The sequence below is a fragment of the Virgibacillus halodenitrificans genome, from assembly GCF_001878675.1.
In the GTDB taxonomy this organism is placed as follows: Bacteria; Bacillota; Bacilli; order Bacillales; family Amphibacillaceae; genus Virgibacillus_Q; species Virgibacillus_Q halodenitrificans.
In genome coordinates this window covers 610624-631555 of record NZ_CP017962.1, presented here as the reverse complement: position 1 = coordinate 631555, position 20932 = coordinate 610624, and the positions used below count along the sequence as shown (strand labels likewise).

At 36.6% G+C, this 20932-nt stretch carries 19 protein-coding genes; 7 read left to right on the top strand and 12 right to left on the bottom strand.

The window, feature by feature from the left end; all coding sequences use genetic code 11:
• Window positions 1-54 precede the first annotated feature (54 nt).
• From BME96_RS03225 to BME96_RS03215, 3 genes are read left to right on the top strand one after another with little or no spacing between them, the layout of a single operon-like run.
• On the top strand, window positions 55-258 hold the full coding sequence (locus BME96_RS03225; RefSeq protein ID WP_019375446.1) for a PLDc N-terminal domain-containing protein: 204 nt from the start codon (window positions 55-57) through the stop codon (window positions 256-258).
• On the top strand, window positions 259-1167 hold the full coding sequence (locus tag BME96_RS03220; RefSeq protein ID WP_071648258.1) for an ABC transporter ATP-binding protein: 909 nt from the start codon (window positions 259-261) through the stop codon (window positions 1165-1167).
• Window positions 1167-1946, top strand: a complete 780-nt coding sequence (locus BME96_RS03215; RefSeq protein WP_019375444.1) for an ABC transporter permease — start codon at window positions 1167-1169, stop codon at window positions 1944-1946. The genes BME96_RS03220 and BME96_RS03215 overlap by 1 nt, the downstream gene beginning before the upstream one ends.
• A gap of 9 nt (window positions 1947-1955) precedes the next feature.
• Here the strand turns inward: BME96_RS03215 and BME96_RS03210 are convergent, their stop codons facing one another.
• The 6 genes from BME96_RS03210 to mbcS form a co-directional block, all read right to left on the bottom strand.
• Window positions 1956-2657 (bottom strand): hypothetical protein, encoded by a 702-nt coding sequence (locus tag BME96_RS03210; protein WP_019375443.1) that lies wholly within the window; start codon window positions 2655-2657, stop codon window positions 1956-1958.
• A gap of 2 nt (window positions 2658-2659) precedes the next feature.
• Complete coding sequence (locus tag BME96_RS03205; RefSeq protein WP_083547402.1) at window positions 2660-3520, bottom strand: ATP-binding cassette domain-containing protein; 861 nt, start codon at window positions 3518-3520, stop codon at window positions 2660-2662.
• The gene (locus tag BME96_RS03200; protein ID WP_071649938.1) at window positions 3507-3884 is read right to left on the bottom strand and encodes a GntR family transcriptional regulator; all 378 of its coding nucleotides are present in this window, start codon (window positions 3882-3884) and stop codon (window positions 3507-3509) included. The genes BME96_RS03205 and BME96_RS03200 overlap by 14 nt, the downstream gene beginning before the upstream one ends.
• A gap of 833 nt (window positions 3885-4717) precedes the next feature.
• Window positions 4718-5593 (bottom strand): ComEC/Rec2 family competence protein, encoded by an 876-nt coding sequence (locus BME96_RS03195; RefSeq protein WP_019376992.1) that lies wholly within the window; start codon window positions 5591-5593, stop codon window positions 4718-4720.
• Between the two features lie 297 nt (window positions 5594-5890).
• A complete protein-coding gene (locus BME96_RS03190; RefSeq protein ID WP_060680224.1) occupies window positions 5891-8020 on the bottom strand; it encodes an ATP-dependent Clp protease ATP-binding subunit in 2130 nt (709 codons plus the stop codon).
• A gap of 270 nt (window positions 8021-8290) precedes the next feature.
• Entirely contained in the window at window positions 8291-9865 is a 1575-nt protein-coding gene (gene mbcS, locus BME96_RS03185; protein ID WP_071648256.1) for an acyl-CoA synthetase MbcS, read from the bottom strand.
• Window positions 9866-10027: 162 nt separating this feature from the next.
• Here mbcS and BME96_RS03180 point away from each other — a divergent pair, with 162 nt between their 5' ends.
• On the top strand, window positions 10028-10405 hold the full coding sequence (locus BME96_RS03180) for a PilZ domain-containing protein (RefSeq protein ID WP_019376989.1): 378 nt from the start codon (window positions 10028-10030) through the stop codon (window positions 10403-10405).
• Between the two features lie 14 nt (window positions 10406-10419).
• Window positions 10420-12114 carry a sensor domain-containing protein gene (locus BME96_RS03175; protein WP_071648255.1) on the top strand — a complete coding sequence of 565 codons (1695 nt, stop codon included), beginning with the start codon at window positions 10420-10422 and terminating at the stop codon, window positions 12112-12114.
• Window positions 12115-12142: 28 nt separating this feature from the next.
• On the opposite strand, the gene pdaA is transcribed toward BME96_RS03175, so the two are convergent.
• The 4 genes from pdaA to BME96_RS03155 all read right to left on the bottom strand — a co-directional run bounded on the left by pdaA (window position 12143) and on the right by BME96_RS03155 (window position 16258).
• Entirely contained in the window at window positions 12143-12937 is a 795-nt protein-coding gene (gene pdaA, locus BME96_RS03170; RefSeq protein WP_019376987.1) for a delta-lactam-biosynthetic de-N-acetylase, read from the bottom strand.
• A gap of 54 nt (window positions 12938-12991) precedes the next feature.
• Window positions 12992-14299: a Na+/H+ antiporter family protein gene (locus BME96_RS03165; protein ID WP_019376986.1), complete on the bottom strand. Its 1308-nt coding sequence runs from the start codon at window positions 14297-14299 to the stop codon at window positions 12992-12994.
• Between the two features lie 700 nt (window positions 14300-14999).
• Window positions 15000-15797 (bottom strand): YfkD famly protein, encoded by a 798-nt coding sequence (locus tag BME96_RS03160; RefSeq protein WP_071648254.1) that lies wholly within the window; start codon window positions 15795-15797, stop codon window positions 15000-15002.
• Between the two features lie 68 nt (window positions 15798-15865).
• Window positions 15866-16258, bottom strand: a complete 393-nt coding sequence (locus tag BME96_RS03155) for an OsmC family protein (protein ID WP_019376984.1) — start codon at window positions 16256-16258, stop codon at window positions 15866-15868.
• A 145-nt stretch (window positions 16259-16403) separates the two neighbouring features.
• Between BME96_RS03155 and BME96_RS03150 the strand changes: the two genes are divergently transcribed.
• Both BME96_RS03150 and BME96_RS03145 read left to right on the top strand, forming a co-directional pair.
• Window positions 16404-17579: an MFS transporter gene (locus BME96_RS03150; RefSeq protein ID WP_019376983.1), complete on the top strand. Its 1176-nt coding sequence runs from the start codon at window positions 16404-16406 to the stop codon at window positions 17577-17579.
• 198 nt (window positions 17580-17777) lie between these two features.
• A complete protein-coding gene (locus BME96_RS03145; RefSeq protein WP_071648253.1) occupies window positions 17778-19718 on the top strand; it encodes a heavy metal translocating P-type ATPase in 1941 nt (646 codons plus the stop codon).
• Window positions 19719-19735: 17 nt separating this feature from the next.
• Here BME96_RS03145 and BME96_RS03140 read toward each other — a convergent pair whose 3' ends face one another.
• Both BME96_RS03140 and BME96_RS03135 read right to left on the bottom strand, forming a co-directional pair.
• Window positions 19736-20554 carry a YihY/virulence factor BrkB family protein gene (locus tag BME96_RS03140; protein ID WP_019376981.1) on the bottom strand — a complete coding sequence of 273 codons (819 nt, stop codon included), beginning with the start codon at window positions 20552-20554 and terminating at the stop codon, window positions 19736-19738.
• A 30-nt stretch (window positions 20555-20584) separates the two neighbouring features.
• Window positions 20585-20881, bottom strand: a complete 297-nt coding sequence (locus BME96_RS03135; protein ID WP_019376980.1) for a YtxH domain-containing protein — start codon at window positions 20879-20881, stop codon at window positions 20585-20587.
• Window positions 20882-20932: the final 51 nt, after the last annotated feature.

The window sequence follows — 20932 nt, the reverse complement described above, 5'->3', positions numbered from 1 at the left end:
GAAGAATGGAAGATAGAACAGAAATTACTATAAAATACCGATTGGAGTGGTAATATGCAAGAAATCTGGAGTTCCATAAACTGGGCAGTCATCGCCCCATTGATTGTTATTCAAGGTATATTATTAATTATTGCACTAATTGACTTGGCAAAAACAGCACAAACTAACGGCCCTAAGTGGTTGTGGTTCCTTATAATTTTTTTCATTAATATCATTGGTCCAATCCTTTATTTCCTGTTTGGCAGGAGGCAAGGATAAATGAATTTGTTAACCGTAAAAAACTTATCAAAAAAATATCGGGATACCTATGCTGTGAAAGATGTTGAATTCGCGTTTCCTAGTCAAACTTGTATTGCTTTACTCGGTCCTAATGGTGCTGGAAAAACAACTATTCTTCGTATACTAGCAGGGCTTTTGAAACCCACTTCCGGTGAGATTATATTTAATGAACATGAGCAGAGGAAGGACTTCCGTTCCGATATTGGTTATTTACCACAACACCCTGTCTTCCATGAGTGGATGACAGGAAACGAATTTCTCATTCACAGTGGAAGGCTTGCTTTATTATCTAAAGAAGAAGCAGCTAAGCGAGCAAATCAGTTATTAGATAAAGTCGGGATTGCTGAGGCTAAGAACCGGCAAATTGCAGGATATTCCGGCGGTATGAAACAACGCCTTGGTATTGCTCAAGCCATTATTCACAAACCAAAATTATTGCTTCTAGATGAACCGGTGTCATCTTTAGACCCGATCGGCAGAAGAGAAATATTAAATTTGATGCAACAATTGAAGAAAGAAATGTGCCTTCTTTTTTCCACTCATATCCTGACAGATGCTGAAGAGATTAGCGATGAACTACTTTTATTAAACAGAGGTAAGCTATTTGAATCAGGTAAACTGAGTGATTTACGGCAAAAATATCAAACTGCTACTATTGACATAGAATTTAAAGACAATTCAACTGCTTACCTTGAAAAGCTTCTTCGTATACCCTCGATCATTAACGGCTACAAGGGGCAAAATACTATCCGTCTCACGGCGGAAGACATTTCTAAGGCACGGAAGGATATTTTAATAAAGGCTGTGCATGAAGAATGGCCCTTGGAATATTTTTCGATCAATAAAGCTTCCTTGGAAGAATTGTTTATAAAGGTGGTGAATGGATAATGCAATGGTCAGCACTTTTTAAAAAAGAAATGCTGGAAAACTGGCGGAATAAAAAGTGGCTCTGGTTTCCGCTAGTAATGATTTTGATTGCTATCATGGATCCTATCTCCAATTATTATTTACCACAAATTATTAAATCGGTAGGCGGTCTACCAGAAGGGGCTGTCCTTGAATTACCTGAATTTACGCCGGTAGAGGCTATCATGATGAGCTTAGGCCAGCTAAGCAGCTTGGGAGTTTTGATAATTGTGCTAATATCCATGGGTTCAATCGCTTCCGAGAAAAAAAGTGGGGTTATTGAATTAATTCTTGTGAAGCCTGTTTCCTACGCAAATTACATTACAGCAAAATGGGCATCCCTGTTCGTGTTAATATGGACAGCACTCTTCCTTTCTTTAGTTTGCAGTTGGTACTATATTAATATTTTATTTGGATCGTTTTCCTTGCTTCAGTTAATACAAGTTACTTTTTTCTATGGAATTTGGCTTACATTAGTAATAACTATCTCTATATTCTATAATTCATTATTTCACACTCCTGGCCTGGTAGCCTTTCTATCCGCTGGAACGGTTATAGCTATGAGTGTGCTCACAAAAGTGTTTCACCATGTTTTGACATGGAGTCCAAATAAAATCTCGGAATATATTCATACAATGCTTCTTACTGGTGAAATTCCTTCCGAGCTTATTGCTACCTCCTCCGTTACAGCTGGATGCATTGGGTTGTTGCTGTTTTTATCAATAATTATCATACAAAAAAAAGAACTGGGCTCCCGTTAGGGCCCAGTTCTACTTGACTTTCCATATAGTTATTCTGCGTATAAAAATATAGGTCAATAGATAAATAACAAATGCAATTCCTATTAGCTGAAGGAAATAGGTGATATCAATTGTTGCATATATCTCTTTAAAGAAATCAAAAACCCATCCTTTGGCTATTCCTAGCAATAGCATAACCATAAGAATTCCAAGTACACTCCCTCCACCAGCTAACCCATACTTATAAAATAAGAGCCCAATCATAAACATGACGGAAAACAGGAAGAACATGATGGATGTATCAATAACAATTCTACTGTACCATGTATCCTCTAAAAAATATGCCAGATGTAAAAAATGAAAATTATCCATCCCAACTATACCATTTATATAACTCACAGCCTCTTGAAGCATACTTGCAATTGTGGAAAACAATAATGAAAGAGAAAGAAAAAAGATACCGAAACTAATAAACAAATTCCTTCTTGTTGCTCCCATTTTAATGGAAAAAGGGATCGCTTCTTTTACAGATAGAAAACCTAAAATTGCACAATAGATATAAATAGGAGCTGTAAGGGAAAAAGCCATCATGCCATTTTCTATAGATAGTAAAAAATAGGCTACTGCCATTGTCAAAACTAAGATGCTTAATAAGATCGTCCAAAAGATGGCCATAGAATAACGAAAGTCTGATACATAGAAATATAATAAGCCCTTAAGTTGTTTTTTCATCGTTAAGCTCCCTTCCTTTTATCTGTTAAATACACCATCAAATCCTGGATAGGTATACTTTCGGCCTGTAATCCTATTTCCGCAGCTTCTTCCCTGTTTCCATAAATATAGGCTGTCATCATACCGGCAATTTGTTTCTTTTCAAGTATTCGCTTATTTTGTATAAAGCTTTCCACTTGTTCTGCATTTCCAGTTACAGCACAAGTATGCTCGCGCAGTACATCGGTCTCCTCTTTAACAATTAAATTCCCTTCCTCCAAAATTAAAATCTCTTCAAACATGAGACTGACCTCGTCAATCAGATGTGTGGAAAAAATGATCATTCGTTTCTCTTCCTCATACTCCCTTAATAACAGTTCATAAAATTTCTTTCTTGCTACGGCATCAAGGCCAATATACGGTTCATCAAAAATGGTGATAGCTGCCTTGCTGGCCAGACCTACAATAATTCCCAATGATGATTCCATGCCTTTAGACAATGTCTTTATTTTTGCGTTTACATTTAACTTGTACTCACGTACCAAATCGTTAGCTAATTGCTGATCCCATTTTGGATAAAAATAAGAAAAAATCTTTAGTACGTTTTTAACTTTCAAATCTCGTTTAAAATTATTTCCTTCTTTTATTAAACAAATGGCTTCATTTAATCGTTGATTATCAAATGGATCTTCACCATCAATACGAATTTTCCCTTCTGTTGCCAGGATATTCCCAGCCAGTATATCCATAAAGGTAGTTTTCCCAGCTCCATTCCTTCCAAGCAATCCATAAATTTTAGGTTCATCTAACGTGAAGGAAACTCCTTTCAAAGCAATGTTGTCCTTGTAGCGCTTCGTTAAGTTACTCACTTCAATTTTCATCATCAGGCTCCTCTCTCTTCATTAATTCCATTAATTGATCAGGAGAAATCTTTAATTTCTTCGCTTCGCTTTTTAATGGGCGGATAAAATTCTTATAAAAAGTTTCTTTACGCTTTTCAATTAAAATAATTTGTGCATCTTTAGTAACAAACATCCCCACACCTCTCCGTTTATAAAGAATTGATTCAGCAACAAGTTCATTAATTCCTTTAGCAGCTGTAGCCGGGTTAATTTGATAGTAAGCTGCAAATTCATTTGTCGATGGGACTCTTTCTTCAGGCTTCATCGTTCCATTAATAATGGAGTCTTCTATTTGCTCTTTAATCTGAAGAAAAATTGGTTTATTTTCATCTAAAGTATTTTTCATTCGCTCACCTTCGTTGTTTGGTTCATTACTTATGTAACTAACCATATAACTTCTTAAGTTAATTGTCAAGTTATTTTCAGAAATTAATGAAAAATAATTGTTAGTTTATAACCATTTATATTTTATTAGGTTCTACTGCAAATGTTGGGGAAACGTATTTAGTAATTTCATAGTTGGAGGAAACTGCGACGTAACTTTATTAATGAAAAGCTCAGTGAAATATTTTGGAGAAGTGCCCCATTGATTTGCGTTTCAGGCGGACGCTTTCACACCTCCGGGTACAAGCGCGACATCTGCTCGTTACCTCACAGTGGCTTCTTTGCCGCCCGGCATGGCTTCAGCCGCTTCCTCCGCTACGCTCCGTGCAGGGTCTTCAGGCTCATGCTTTTCCGGCAGGAGCCGCGGGCCAAAAGGACGTTGGTCATGCAATCGTTGCCACAAATGTTTTCGGTGGGACGAGTTAGCGCAGTCCCAGGACGTGACGTTCTTAGATTGCCGCCCTCCACTCCAATAAATTCTTACACAGCACATTCTGGGTGTTTCCGAACGCAATTTTTCTTCGTAGATATAATAGTAAATAGTAGCGAAGGGGAAATATGAAGACTCCTGTGGGAGGAGAGGCCTCGATGAGATCCCGGAACGCGCAGCGTGAGGAAGCTCATCAGCCGCCCACGGAAAGCGGAATATTTCCCCGTAGCGGTGATTTACGCAGCCTCTATATTCTTAGTTAGTTCGGAGTTTATCTATTTTCCGAATTATTGAATAACCCTAACATATTTATTAGAACCATATTTTAAAACAGCAAAAAAGTATCCCCTACGTATAAGAGGATACTAACTAACTTCTTCGATCATTTTTTGTACTGGATGTTGCTCTGGCTCAACTAAATAATTTATGCCATCTGTACGTATTACTATATTACCAAATGCTGCAGTGGAATAAATAAAAGAATTGACTTTGGTTAAATTTCTAATTACCCTATCAACAGGGTGCCCATAATCATTCTGCTTGCTATACGTTAATATAGCGACTTGAGGACTTACCTCTTTTAAAAAACCTAACGAAGTACTTGTATTCGACCCATGATGTGCAACTTTTAAAATTTCCGCCTGTAAATTATGTTTTTTAATAAATTCCTTTTCTTGCTCTATCTCTACATCACTCATAAGTAGAAAATCCATTTTATTATAAGTTAACTTTAAAACAATAGAAGATTGATTATTTGTTTTCATTTTCTCAAATGCATTTAGAATCTGTATTTTCAGTTCACTGTCCACTTTCAGCTGGTCATCAATTTTGGCTATTTGTACAGGGATTTCTTGCTTCCGAATTTGACGAACATATTTACCATATGTCCGGGTAGTGTGAAGCTTGCCCGAATCCACTATCTTTTTTATGGGTATCTGACCCATAACATGTGGAAGCCCCCCGATATGATCAACATCGGGATGTGTTACTACAAGCAGATCTATACTCTTGATGCCCTCCTTTTTTAAATATGAAACGATTCTCTCACCAGCATCTGGGGGGCCACCATCAATTAAAATGTTTTTATTCTGAGGGGTTTGGATTAATATACTATCACCCTGGCCTACATCTATAAAATGAACCTCCATATCCATTTGTCTTTCTTTAGCATAAGAAGAAGCCGGAAAAAGAGTAATTACTGTGAAGAAAACGATAAATAGGAAAAAGGTGTTTTTCACCATATCATTCCATCCTTCATAATAGGTTAGCTATAGTTTCACACAATGCTATCCATATTATGAGTAGAAGAGATTTATTTCATTCCTGTAATTGAATTGAATCCTTATTATAAATGATCCAACTTTCTTAGGTATTCAAACCATAGCTATAGTTAATCTGCAGTAAAACCACAGATATGTTACCTAGCAGTATAATTCTACTTTGCGAAACATTGATTAACCCAAACAAATATTTTGACCAGAAATAAAAAAACGCCACATGAGGATGGATTTTCCTCATATGGCGCTTTAACTTACCGATTAAGCTTTTTTTACAATAATATCTTCTTCAATAAAGTCTACATGAACATTTTTTACAGTTTCTTCTTCCAGAATTAAATCAGTTAACTGATCTTCAATCTTATCTTGGATTACTCTTCGTAAAGGTCTTGCGCCAAAGCGGCGGTCGTAGCCAATTCGTACAAGCTCATGCTTTGCTTCCGGTGTAATGGTAATGGAAATATTACTTTCTTCCATATTTTTCTGTAAATCCTCAAGCATAAGATCGACAATTTCCATTAAGTTTTCTTCTGTTAGTTCATTGAAGTTAATAATGGCATCAAATCGGTTTAGAAATTCCGGCTTAAAATAAGCTCCCAAATTCTCTAGAGTAGATACTGATTCGTGTGCTGCTTTATTAAAGCCGACACTAATTTCTTTCACCCCAGTACCTGCATTACTAGTCATTATAATGACAGTTTCTTTAAAGCTGACTGTTCTACCTTGTGAGTCTGTTAGATGTCCGTCTTCCATAATTTGTAGGAACATATTCTGTACATCGGGATGCGCCTTTTCAATTTCATCTAATAATAAGATAGAGTATGGGTTACGACGTACTTTCTCTGTTAATTGGCCTGCTTCCTCATGACCTACATAGCCTGGAGGTGAACCAATAATTTTAGATACTGCATGTTTTTCCATATATTCACTCATATCAAGGCGAATCAAGGCGTCCCTCGTGCCAAATAGTTCTTCTGCTAGTGCTTTTGTCAATTCAGTTTTACCTACACCAGTCGGTCCTACAAATAAGAAGGAACCAATTGGACGATATTTGGACTTCAGTCCTGCACGACTACGTCTAATAGCTTTCGCTACTTTTTCCACCGCATCTTCTTGTCCGATTACTTTAGCACCTAAATTTGCTGATATATTGTTAAGCTTTTCTCGATTTTCTGCTTGTAGCTTAGTTACAGGTATTCCCGTTTTCTCTTCAATAATCAATTCAATATCAGAAATATCTACATCAATAACCTGTGCTTCGTCTTTTGCTTTTTCATACTGCTTTTGTAGTTGGATCTCCTGATAGCGAAGATTTGCTGCACGTTCGTAATCCTCTTTTTCTGCAGCCTGTTCTTTTTCCTTAATGATCTCATTTAATCGATGTTCAATGGAATCAGAATCTTTTTCTGCATTTTTCAGATTCAGCCGAGATCCTACTTCATCCATTAAATCAATCGCTTTGTCTGGTAGGAACCGGTCTTGTATATAGCGTTGCGATAATGTTACGAACGACTGTATAGCCTCGTCTGAATAGCGCACTTCATGGAAGCTTTCATAACGATCTTTTATTCCGTTTAGTATTTGTACTGCTTCTTCCACGGAAGGTTCTTTTACAATAATTGGTTGGAAACGACGTTCTAATGCAGCATCTTTTTCAATTTGACGATACTCTTTTAATGTAGTTGCCCCAATTAATTGCAATTCTCCTCTTGCTAACGCAGGCTTTAAAATATTCCCGGCGTCCATTTGAGAACTTTCAGCAGTCCCGGCACCTACTAATAGATGAATCTCATCCACGAAAAGGATGATGTCCTGTCGAGATTGCAGCTCCTGAATTAGTTGCTTCATCCGCTCTTCGAATTGCCCACGTACTCCTGTATTCGCAACCAAGGAAGCTACATCCAATAAATATATTTCCTTGTTCATTAGTTTAGCAGGAACATTGCCTTCAGAAATTTTTAAAGCCAATCCTTCCGCAATAGCTGTTTTACCTACACCTGGTTCACCAATAAGAACAGGGTTGTTTTTATTTCTTCTATTCAATGTTTCAATGACACGTTTTACTTCAATGTCTCGACCGATAACAGGATCAATAAGCCCTGCATTGGCCGCACGGGAAAGATTTTTTCCTAATTGGTCAATAAGACCATTATTATTACCTTGTTTTTGTTTCGTTGTTGTTCCCATTTTTGAAGAACCGTTACCTTGGAAAAATTGATTAGAAAATGCATCGTGTGCATTTCCACTAAATGATGAATCAGAGAGGTTCATCATTTTACCTTGGATCTCCCGGAAACAAGTATTACATACATGCATTTGCATCTGCTCGCTATTAATTTGCATTGTAACATTAATGCTTGCTGGATTTATTCCACATTGTTGACATTGCATTTTCCATTCCTCCTATTAGTTATAATTCATTTATCTAAAATTGTTGTTAAGCATGTTTACTAAGGTCAATAAAATAAGTTTGACTTTGACTATATTTGACCTTTGATTCATATTATACTCTGACCTTTTTTGACTTTCAAGTACTTTGATCAAAATTCTTTTTGGGTTTTTAAAAAATTTTATTAGGTTTGTTCCCACTACTATCTATTCCACAATTTCCTAAATAAAAAACAGGTGAATCTATTTAGATCCGACCTGTTTTCTGCTCTATTAATTTTTCACTTTTTCTTTATTACGCAATTCGACTCTTCTTATTTTACCGGAAGTAGTTTTAGGTAATTCCCTCAAAAACTCAATCTTTCTTGGATACTTATATGGAGCAGTCCATTCCTTCACATGATTTTGCAGTTCTTTGACTAAAGCTGAATCCTCCTGCACGCCTTCTCGTACAACTACAAACGCTTTAACAACACTACCTCGGATCTTATCAGGGCTTGCTACAACAGCACATTCTTGAACAGAGGGGTGTTTTACAAGCGCATCTTCTACCTCGAATGGCCCGATTGTATATCCAGAGCTAATGATAATATCATCACTTCTTCCCTCAAACCAGAAGTAACCATCCTTATCCTTGGAAGCCTGATCTCCAGTTAAATAGTAATCACCACGACGGGACATTTTCGTTTTCTCATCATCCTTATAATATTCTTTGAATAATGCTGGACAGTTGAGCTTAACTGCAATATCTCCAACTTCGCCAATTTCAGCCGGCTCCCCCTTCTCATTAATAATCTCAACCTCATTTCCTGGAGTAGGTTTTCCCATTGAGCCAGGTCTTACTTCCATATCTTTCATAATACCAAGTAATAATGTATTTTCTGTTTGTCCATAACCATCCCGTACGGTAATATTAAAATACTTTCTGAAGATATCAATAACCTCTACATTTAATGGTTCACCTGCAGATACTGCACTATGAAGAGCCGGTAATTGGTATTCATCCAGGTTTTCCACTTTTGCCATTATACGATATTCCGTAGGTGTACAGCACAGTACATTAATCTCTTTATCCTGCAATAGCTGTAAATATTTTTTTGCATCAAATTTTCCGTTATACACAAATCCGGTCGCACCAGAACCAAGGACAGATAAAAACGGACTCCATATCCATTTTTGCCAGCCAGGGCCCGCTGTTGCCCATACTTTATCTCCTTCATTAATACATAACCAATTTTCTGCTGCTGTTTTGAAGTGAGCATACCCCCAACCGTGTGTATGTACGACGCCTTTTGGGTTGCCGGTAGTCCCTGATGTATATGGAAGAAAAGCAATATCATCTCTTGTGGTTGCTGCGATATCTAATTCGTCAGATGCTTCTTCTTTTAACACATCCAAATTCAACCAACCATCTTGGTCATTCCCAACGACGAACTTCTTCAATTGTTCATATTCATTAATCCCATTATATTGATTCACAAACGGATAATAGCTTACAACACCACTCACTTCTCCATGTCTTACTCTATACTGTAAATCCTTTGTTTTAAGCATTTCTGAACTCGGGATAATTATAATTCCAGTTTTTAATGCTGCCAAATAAACTTCGTATGCCTCTATTAACCTTGGTATCATAACAAGTATTTTATCACCTTTACTTAATCCTGAATCAAGGAAAGCGTTACCAATTTTGTTCGTATTTTTAATTAATTGCGTGTAAGTGATAGATTTTTCATTTCCAAGCTCATCTTCCCATAGTAGTGCTGTCTTACTTGGATCCTTTGCGTATTTTTCCATTTCCATCACAATATTATAATCTTTTGGTGCGATTAGCTCTTCTCTGTTCACTATGACTCATCTCCCCAACAAAGTTTCTATATAATTATATCAAAACTTTCGAAAATTTTAAACAGATGAACTTTTTAACGCTAGCATTTCTTTCTATATTTAAAGTTAAAACAATTCGATATAAATGTTACAATTGAACTATTGATGAAGGAGGCTCTATACATGAGATATAGAAGAAATGCACCCTTTCGATATGCATTTGAACACCCACTTACTGCACATTTTTATATTTCAAAGGTTAATAATGAAATAGTAAAGTCTTCTAATGGCGAAGCTACCATCATTGATATAAGCCCGGATGGAGCTCGGCTAAATACTTCTCTGCATTTACATCCTTCAGCTGACAATTTGATCCAGCTTATTCTTACCTTTAAGTTAAACAATCAAGAATTTGATATTAGAACCGAGGTCATATGGGAAAAACCAAAAGCGAAATCATATGACTATGGAGTTCAATTTATAACGGATGATGTGACCAAAAAACAACTCACAGAGCAGTTAAAAATATATGCAAGGAACCATGTGACAGATAGTATTTGATAGGAGGCGGCCAAATGAGACTAGAATCAATAAAACACGATCAACAAATGATTATGAATGGTATTCAAGATATGGTATTTATTATAGATGTAAAACCAGGCCCCTCCTTTCATTATAGTTTTCTTAACATTGCTGCTATGAAAGGTACTGGTTTATCTGAAATAGTAATAGGAAAATCTTTTCATGAGGTGAATGCAGAATCAAAAGCAAATCTGCTCGAAAAAAAATATAGTCTTACCTGCAGAGAGAAAAAAGTTACTACCTATGAGGATTCTTTTCTTTCTGCTAGTAATGAGACATTATACTCCAAGACTACATTAACCCCTCTTTTCAGCAAGAATAATGAATGCACTACGATAGTTGCTGTTGTAAAAGATATAACAACGGAAAAAAAAGCAAAGCAAGAAGCAGACAAATCCAGAAAAAAATTGCTTGAAAGCAATCAGCGATACCAATCTCTTTATGCCTATAATTTAGATGCAATTGTGTCTGTTGATTTTAATGGTAAAATTTTAAACGGAAATGCAGCTGCAAGTTCCATCACGGGTTATGATATTGAAGAAATACAGGGAAAGAGCTATTATGAATTTGTTATCCAAGAAGATATCCCTAAAGTGGAGGAACATTTTAATGAAGCTCTTAATGGGAACTTCCAGGAACTCCATTTAGCAATAAAGAGTAAATCCGGGAAAGAAATAAAGCTTATGTTGAAGTTTAATCCAATTATTATAAACACAGAGGTAACTGGTGTTTACAGTATCTTTAAAGACATTACGGAACAGGAGCAAACACTGGATAAATTAAGACAAAGCGATGAGCGTTTTCGTATTATATCGGAACATGGACATATACTGATTACGTTATTAGATAAAAACGGAATAATTAAATATGTATCTCCTTCCTATCAAGACATTTTAGGATATAATTTTGAAGAATATAAAGAGAAGCTGTTTTTGCATAATACCCATCCTGAAGATCGCCCGAAGCTAAATGAACAAATTTTGCAATCCATTAAACAAGGAAAATCATGTACATTAAAATTTAGACAACAGCATCGTACAAGAGGATGGATCTGGACAGAGATATCTGCTGATCCTATCTTTAATGATGAAGGAAGTTTTGTTCAAATGATGGTTTTAACAAGAGACATTACGATGCAGCGAGAATATGAAAAGCGACTGGAATATTTAGCAATGTATGATTCTCTAACAGAGCTTCCAAATCGGCGCTACTTCAATGAGCATTTAGAAAAAATGGTGAAGGATTTCAATCAAGGTGAGTCATCCGCAATGATCAGTCTCTTTGTGTTGGATATTGACCGTTTTAAAGACATTAACGATAACCTTGGCCATGATACAGGTGATGCAATCATTAAAAAATTTGCTCAAAAGGTTCATGCTTGTCTTCAACAAGATCAAGTGATTACTCGGCTTGGTGGAGATGAATTTGCAATTATAATATCTGATTGCAAAGAAAGGAATGAAGTGGTTATGCTAGCAAAGCGAATTGTAGAAACACTTCAAGAACCTTTGGAGATATTTGATACATCTCTTCGGATAACGACTAGTATTGGAATTGCCACAGCAAAAACCCCTACTATTACGGAGTATTGCTTATATAAACAAGCCGACTTAGCATTATATGAGGCTAAAAGAGCCGGAAAAAACACATATAAAATAAAGGAAGTTACTGAAATGAAAGAAGGTTGACGCTGATTCCGGCGTCAACCTTCTCCTTTTATTCGAGCCCATAAATTACTTTAGGTATGTGGTCTTTCATCACTAATTCATCTAGACTTTTAAAGCTGTATCCTTGCTTTTTTAATTCTGTAATCATATGCTGCAATGCTTCCGCATTATCAGAAGAAACAGTATGCAAAAGTACGATCGCACCCGGGTGAATTTGATCCATTACCTGTTCATACGCATACTTCCAGCCTTTTTGCTTCTTGGTATGCCAATCAATAAATGCCAAGGACCAAAAAATATGTGTATAGCCCAAATCATATGTCCATTTTAACGTGTTTTCGCTAAAGGTACCTCTTGGTGGCCTGACATATCTCAAGCTTTTTTGGTCAGACACTTCTGCTACAGCCTTCTCTAATGTCTGTAATTCTTTTTTAATTTTGTCTTTATCCATAATAGTAAAGTCAGGGTGATGATAGGAATGGTTTCCAATAATATGCCCTTCATCCACCATTCGTTTAACCAATTCAGGCTGATCTTTTACATAATGGCCTGTAACGAAAAATGTAGCTGGTACCTTTTCCTTTTTTAATACATCAAGAATATTATCCGTATAACCTTCTTCATACCCGTTATCAAACGTTAAATAAATATTTTTTTCACCTGAGAAATCAGCATAATATGCTCCGTACTTATCAAGCATGTCTTTATATTTGCCTACATCAGGTATTTCATGATTATTATTTTTCTTGTATCCCCAACCATATCCTCCTGCTAAGGCAGTATGAGGTAAAGAAATAGAAAGGAAAAGCAAGATCGAGATTAGGATTTTCACTTGGTTTCGCATAACAACCCACCTGTTTTTATCTTACCTTATCCATTTCTATATTTATTTATACAATTATAAAACGATGGAAGCAATCCAACCAAATAAGAATAAAGGAATATTATAATGAATAAACGTTGGAACTACTGTGTCCCATATATGATGGTGCTTTCCGTCTGCATTCAATCCAGAAGTTGGCCCAAGTGTACTGTCTGAAGCTGGTGAACCTGCATCACCAAGTGCCCCTGCTGTACCGATAAGTGCAGCAGTAGCTAATGGAGAAAATCCTGCTGCTATACATATTGGTACATAGAGTGCAGCTATAATCGGTATCGTTCCAAATGAAGAACCAATGCCTATCGTAACAAGTAGGCCAACAAGTAACAGTACAAACGATATTACGACTTTGTTATCACCTAAAAAACCAGATGATACTTCAACTAAAGCATTAACTGCACCTGTTTCTTTTAGCACGTTACCGAAACCGGATGCAACTAACATAACAAACGCGATGAATCCCATCATTTTGATGCCGTCTGAAACGATTTTATCTCCCAATTTAAAAGGTACGACAAGAAATAGGAACATAAGAAATAATCCAGTTAGTGCTCCAAAAATTAAATTCTCAAATATGATTTGGATAATTAATGCACCAATGATTGCTAAGATTGTTAGTGCATGAGTTTTGTTGAAGGAAACCTTCTCCACATCAGTTGTAATAGTGGCGTCTGTTCCACCTGCCCCCTCAATCGCAACACGATCTTTACGATAAGAAATAAATACAGCAAACAACAAGCCGACAATCATTCCTGAACCGGGAATAAGCATTGATAATGCTACTTCGCTCATAGATATGGTTGCACCGTTTTGATTCATCCCATCTGCAATTGTTTGGTGAAATATAAGACCAAATCCGGCTGGGATCATAATATAAGGTGCTTTTAATCCAAACGTTAGTGCAGTTGCCACTGCACGACGATCAAGACGCATTTGATCAAAGAGCTTTAGTAATGGTGGTATTAAAATTGGAATAAAGGCAATGTGCACTGGCACTAAGTTCTGTGATAAAGATGCTACACCTGCTATTGCCAAGACCATCATAGTTTTCTTTCCTGACAGCACTCTAATAAGATAATTTACAAGTATGGACGTTATCCCTGTATAACTAATCGCTACTGCAAAAGCACCGAGCAATATATAACTAAGTGCGGTATTTGCTTGACCACCCATGCCATTTACGAGCATATCAATGGAGTCTACAATTGATAAGCCGGACATTAATCCTGCTACAAGCCCTGCTGTGATAATAGCGATAATAACATTTACTCTCAATAAACTAAGTATTGTCATAACAAGTACAGATACTACAACAACCCATTCCATTATTCTTCCCCCTACATTCATTCCAGTAAAATTTATAAGTTATTTTATACTTCACTATGATAAAGCATTAAAGCGTTAAAAGCAACCCTTTTTCTCAAATGGATGTATTTGTAAATTTTAAATGTGTGCGTATTTTGAGTTTCTGTTCATGAGAGAAATGCGAAGTAACTTGTGGTGTACGCAGTATTTCATTTTACAGAGGAAGCACCCATTGATTTGCGTTTCAGGCGGACGCTTTCCGCCGGCATGGCCTTAGCCGCTTCCTCCGCTACGCTCCGTCCAGGGTCTTCGGCTCATGCTATTACGGCAGGAGTCGCCGCCCTACACTCCAATCAATTCGTACACAGCATATTCTGGATCTATGGGAACGCAATTTTTCTTCGTAGAATTAATAGGAAATAGTAGCGAAGGGGAAATATGGAGACTCCTCGAAAATGAAAATACACATTTTCTTCGTGCGATGCCTTGCTTACGAAGCTTTCCTTGTCCTGCGGGAGGAGAGGCCTAGATGAGACCCCGAAACGCGTAGCGTGAGGAGGCTCATCAGCCGCCCGCGGAAAGCGGAATATTTCCCCGTAGCGGTGATTTACGCAGCCTCTATATTCTTAGTTACTGCGCAGTATATCTATATTGCGAAATATTATTATTTAAGAACTTAATCTATATCTAGCAACAAAAAACCCCAGGGAGTCCTGGGGATTTATTTGAGACTATAGGAAAATGAGACGTGATCCTGAATGGGTATCCATGCACCGATTCCTTGTTTTGTTACATTTTTAATAACGAGTGCTTTTTTGGAGCCTTTTAATTCCAAATAGACCTCACCAAAAGTTACTTGTCCTTTTTCGTTAACAGCTGGCGCAAAACTCTCCAATTTACCTAGCTTTTTTACTGGTACATTATAGGAATTGCTCTTTTTTGTGTTCTTCCCAATAATGGTTTCATAGGAAAGTGGAAGCTTTGTTTTGTCTTTAGATGTAAGTAACATCATTTTTTTTACATCATCAGGGTTAGCAATTTTATTTGTCAACGCACCTTTTATTTCTTTTTGCTCTTGTTGTACGTAGTTTAATGTTTGGTTTGTATCCCCGCCAAGATTGTTTAACTCGTTCTCATTTATTGGCTGATACTCCCAATTTATTGTTGTTTCTGAAGAATGATAGTTCAAAGGCCAGCGACCAAGATAAATCATACCTCGATAACCAATTGCAATTGGTGAAGGCTTAAGCGCACTTTCGTTAAGCATTTTAATCAAGTCTGGATTTTTTATTGGTACCTTTACGTTATCCATTAATTCCTTAGCCAATTCACTCGGCTCAATAACTTCTTGATCTTCCGTGGAATTGGGAAAGGTATTCTCTTTTGAAATATTTAATACGTGACTGGGAATTTCAAATTCTTCTTTTAACTTTTCCTTCTTTTCAGCAGCAAATGCGGATACAGGGAAAAGCAATGTAAGAGTTAACAAAAGCAAGACTAGTTTATTATTCCATTTCATATGTCCATGTCCCTTCCTTTTTCCTATAGTTTTTTCGGACATATGAATTTTATACGTTTAAATACAACTTAATTGCTTAATTCGATTGTTTCTATCTTTTCTTCAATTTGAATACTTCCTTCTACTGAACGAACCATTGAGCAATTTTTACGGGAGATTTCCAGGTTTTTTTGCAATTTTGCTGGATCTAAATTCTTCCCCTGGACCTTAAAGTTCAATGTAATCTTCTCAATACGATTTGCTTCTTCTGGATTTCTTTCCACTTCAGCGGTTATTTGCATGTCATCTATTTCGGTGCGTTGTTTTTCTAAAATTTTACGAAAAACAGAACCACTGCAGCCAGCTATGGAAGCAACCATTAGCTGATATGGGCGAAATCCATATTCCTCATTCCCGGATATGTCTAACACACCATACTCTAATTCCGTTCTCAATCCATTTTCCTTCATTACTAATTTCATATTTTACACCCTCCTAAGGTAAATCTTATCTTATATATTCTTTGTACCATAATAACCTATTATTTTACGAATTACTTGTTTGGTAATTGACTTGCTGAAAAAAACCAATTAGATTAGAGGACAGACAAAGGTGGGGAACATAAACATGGTATCTGCAAAAACACGATTTTGGATATTAATAGCACTTGTTACAATTTCCGGTTTTTCTCAAGGAATGCTTCTGCCTCTTCTAGCTATTATTCTTGAGCATGGTGGAATATCATCTTCTGTAAATGGATTGCATGCTACCGGCTTGTATATTGGTGTCATTCTGGCTTCCCCTTTCATGGAAAAGCCAATGAGAAGATTGGGTTTTAAACCAATCATCCTTATTGGCGGTATGCTTGTATTTTTATCTTTAGCTCTTTTTCCATTATGGGAAGCCTTATGGTTTTGGTTTATATTACGCATGCTGATCGGTGTTGGAGACCAGATGCTTCATTTTGGAACTCAAACCTGGATTACTACTACAGCTACGAAGGAAACACGAGGCAGAAGTATCGCTTATTATGGGCTTTTTTTCGGTCTTGGTTTTGCTTTGGGTCCATTAATGACAAGGATGTTATCTGTAAATGAAGCATTACCTTTCCTAGCTTCAGCTGTACTAAGTTTGCTGGTTTGGTCTATGATGTTTTTCGTAAAAAACATGTGGCCGGAGAATGACTTAGAAACAGCTACTACTACAAGCTCTGTCGGAAGGTTTATTCAGACAGGAAAAATCGCCTGGATTGCTTTATTACCGGGCTTTGGTTATGGTTTCCTGGAAGCATCTTTACATGGAATCTTTCCTATATATGGATTACGAATTGGCCATGATGTAAACATGCTTTCTTTAATTATTCCCTGTTTTGCTTTTGGAAGTCTTATCACACAACTTCCTTTAGGTATACTTAGTGACCGACTAGGGAGAAAACCAGTTTTATTATTCGTTTTAGCCGGGGGAGTTATTACTTTTGGTTTAGCAGCATTATTAGAATCATCTGTGGTAGGACTGTTCATATTATTTACCTTGTCAGGAATGTTTGTTGGCTCGTTGTTCTCCTTAGGAATTTCCTATATGACAGATTTACTTCCAGGAGAATTACTTCCCGCTGGTAACCTAATGGTAGGTGTAACCTTTAGTCTTGGAAGTATCAGTGGGCCATTCTTGGGAGGATTATATGTTGAACTTTTTCCTGACCTATCCTTCTTCTATTTAATTATGACCATCTTGCTTCTGATTATGGGAGCCATTCATTTTAAAAAGACAAATTTATCTACACCAGATGATCAAACCGGTTAGGCATTGCGCTAACCGGTTTTTTGATGTTCGAAACTTTTCCACATCCTCCCTTGCTATTTATTTTTAAAAATGGCCATTTCTATCTTGACTTTTCACCTTCCCATGATAATATAATAATAAATATTAATTTATAATAATTATAAATAATAATCATTCTCAACGTAATTATCATACAAATATTAAAATGGAGGTGCTGAAATGGCTACAGAGGTAGATTCGATTTACAAATTAAAACGAAACCAGTTTAAAAGAAATATATTGAATAGAAAATCTTTGATAAAGATAAAGGAACATAAAGAGTTGATCGCCGCACTAATCAGCGGGATCACGATTCTTTTTGCTTGGATGTTTGAGTCTCATTTAACCAGTACTACTTTCGTATTTCTTCACCTACTTGCTTTTATTATTGGTGGTTATGCCAAGGCAAAGGAAGGCATAACAGAAACAATCACTAATAAAGAACTAAATGTTGAAATGTTAATGATTTTTGCAGCAATTGGCTCCGCCATTATTGGCTATTGGACAGAGGGAGCTATCCTTATTTTTATATTTGCATTATCTGGTGCGTTAGAAACTTATACGCTTAACAAAAGCAACAAAGAAATCTCCTCTCTTATGAATTTACAACCAGAGGAAGCAATTATCGTAAAGAATGGAGTAGAAAAGAAAGTTCCTGTTGACACATTACAGGTTAAGGACACTGTTCTTATACGTGCGGGAGAGCGCATACCTGCTGACGGAAAAATAAGCAAAGGAACAACATCCGTAGATGAAAGTGCCATTACCGGTGAATCGCTGCCTGTTGAAAAAACCCATAGTGAAGAAGTGTACGCAGGCACAGTTGCACTTAATGGAACAATTACAATAGAGATTACAAAGCCTGCAAACGAAACGTTATTCCAAAAAATAATTGAGCTTGTACAACAGGCAAAGGACGAAAAGTCACCTTCTCAGCTATTTATTGAAAGATTTGAAGGAACATATGTGAAAATTGTATTAGCTGTTGTTTTTCTTATGATGTTCTTACCTTATCTATTATTTAATTGGACATTATCGGAAAGCATATATAGAGCAATGATTCTGCTCGTTGTAGCATCTCCGTGTGCATTAGTTGCTTCTATTATGCCGGCAACACTTTCAGCAATCTCTTCTAGTGCAAAAAAGGGTGTTTTATTTAAGGGCGGGGTGCATGTTGAAAATTTGAGTCATATAAAAGCAGTGGCATTTGACAAAACGGGGACTTTGACAAACGGGAAGCCCGTTGTCACAGAAGCTTTTTATAAAGAAAAGGATAATCAAAACCAGACATTAAAAATTGTTGCTGCAATTGAAAAATATTCTACGCATCCATTAGCACAGTCCATCGTACAATTCACGAAAGAAAAAGGCCTAGATGAGTTAGCTTCTGAAGTCTTGGATATGAAAACAATCAGCGGAAATGGAATATCTGCGGTAGTAGACGGTGATCATTGGAAGATTGGCAAGGCAGATTTTGTCGGAAAGGAAGATGCAATGAGCTTCCTTCATGGAGTAGCAAATAATCTGGCGAAAGAAGGTAAGACTATTGTATTTGCTAAGAAAAACAATGAAATTACCGCCGTTTTTGCATTAAAGGATACGATAAGAAAGGATGCAAAAAATGCGATAGCTTTATTAAAAAAGCATGGTATTACTACTGTGATGCTAACTGGTGACAATGAACTTACAGCAAAAATAATTGCTAAAGAAGCTGGTATAGATAGTTATATAGCTAACTGTCTACCTGAAGAAAAAGTCACTCACGTAAAGCAACTACGAGAGAAATATAAAAATGTCTCTATGGTGGGAGACGGGATTAACGACGCTCCAGCCTTAGCAAGCGCAAACGTCGGTATTGCAATGGGAGAAGGAACTGACGTTGCAATGGAGACTGCTGATGTTGTACTAATGAAAAATGATCTTACGAAGATTACAGAAGCAATGGCTATTTCTACTAAGATGAATAAAATTATTAAGCAAAACGTCTTTTTCTCCCTGAGCATAATTCTAATATTAATTCTCTCTAACTTTTTTCAATTACTCGACCTGCCACTGGGCGTAATTGGTCATGAAGGTAGTACTATTTTGGTTATATTGAATGGATTACGTTTATTAAAATAGTTGCCTGCTTACGGCAGCTATTTTAATTTTTCTGTTCTCAATACAGCATTAATTACTCCGCCCATCATGAGGATAATCCCAGAGAGATAGAACCAGATCATTAGAACAATTACTGTACCAAGACTTCCATATGTAGCAGAATAATTACCAATACTGCTGACATAGTAAGAAAAACCAAGGGAAGTCAGTTGCCAGAATACAGTAGCAAAGATAGCTCCCCAAATGGCATTTTTGAAATAAATTCGCGTGTTAGGAGCCAATTTATATAGTGCTAGAAATACGATGAAGAATACAACAGAGGATACTATCCAACGCATAGCCTGCCAAACAGTAATGAACCCATCCGACATACCAATAAATGAGAAAAGATATACACCTATCATTTTTCCAAAGATAGGCAGTAAAAATGCGGTAAGTATGATAACCACCATGGCAACAGTGAGGATAATTGCAATTATTCTTGATATAATAAATGAGCGATCTTCATCCACTTCATATGCTCGGTTAAAACCACGCATAATAGCATTAACACCATTCGATGCGGACCATAACGTACCAATAATACTGAAAGACAACAGGCTGCCATTTCGTTCGTTTACAAGCTGGGTAATATTTGTATTAATTAATTCATTAATTTGAGGAGGGGCATATGTCCCAACAAATTCAATAATGGATATTTCACCTATAGGAAGATAACCCACAAGTGTGAGGACAAATAAAAGGAAAGGGAAGAGTGAAAGTAAGAAAAAATAGGCCAATTGTGCAGCTAGTCCAAAGACATCCGTTTCTTCCATCTTTGAATATAATTGCTTTCCAAATGTTACTACTTCATTCATTTCTATCACACTCCCAGCATCTCACTCCTTCTATTCTATTCGTGAGGACTCCTCTTTATTTGTATATTTTTCTAAAGTTGATTCTACTTGTTCCAATGCATTTATTGCGCTCTCTGAACTACTGGAAATTTTTGTATTAAATTCATCAAATGCTACACGGACTTTATGTACAGCATCTGAAGGATTTTTAATAAGATAACTGGAGCCTGCTTTTACATTTTTAAGCTTTCCTTTTGTATACTCTCTCGTTTCTCTATCGAATAATGCTGCTAAACCACCTGCTACTGCTCCCACTAACATTCCAGTAAATAATCTGCGTTTTGCCATCCTTTTTCTCTCCTTTATGTATGTATAAAATTATAAAACGTTAACTTACTT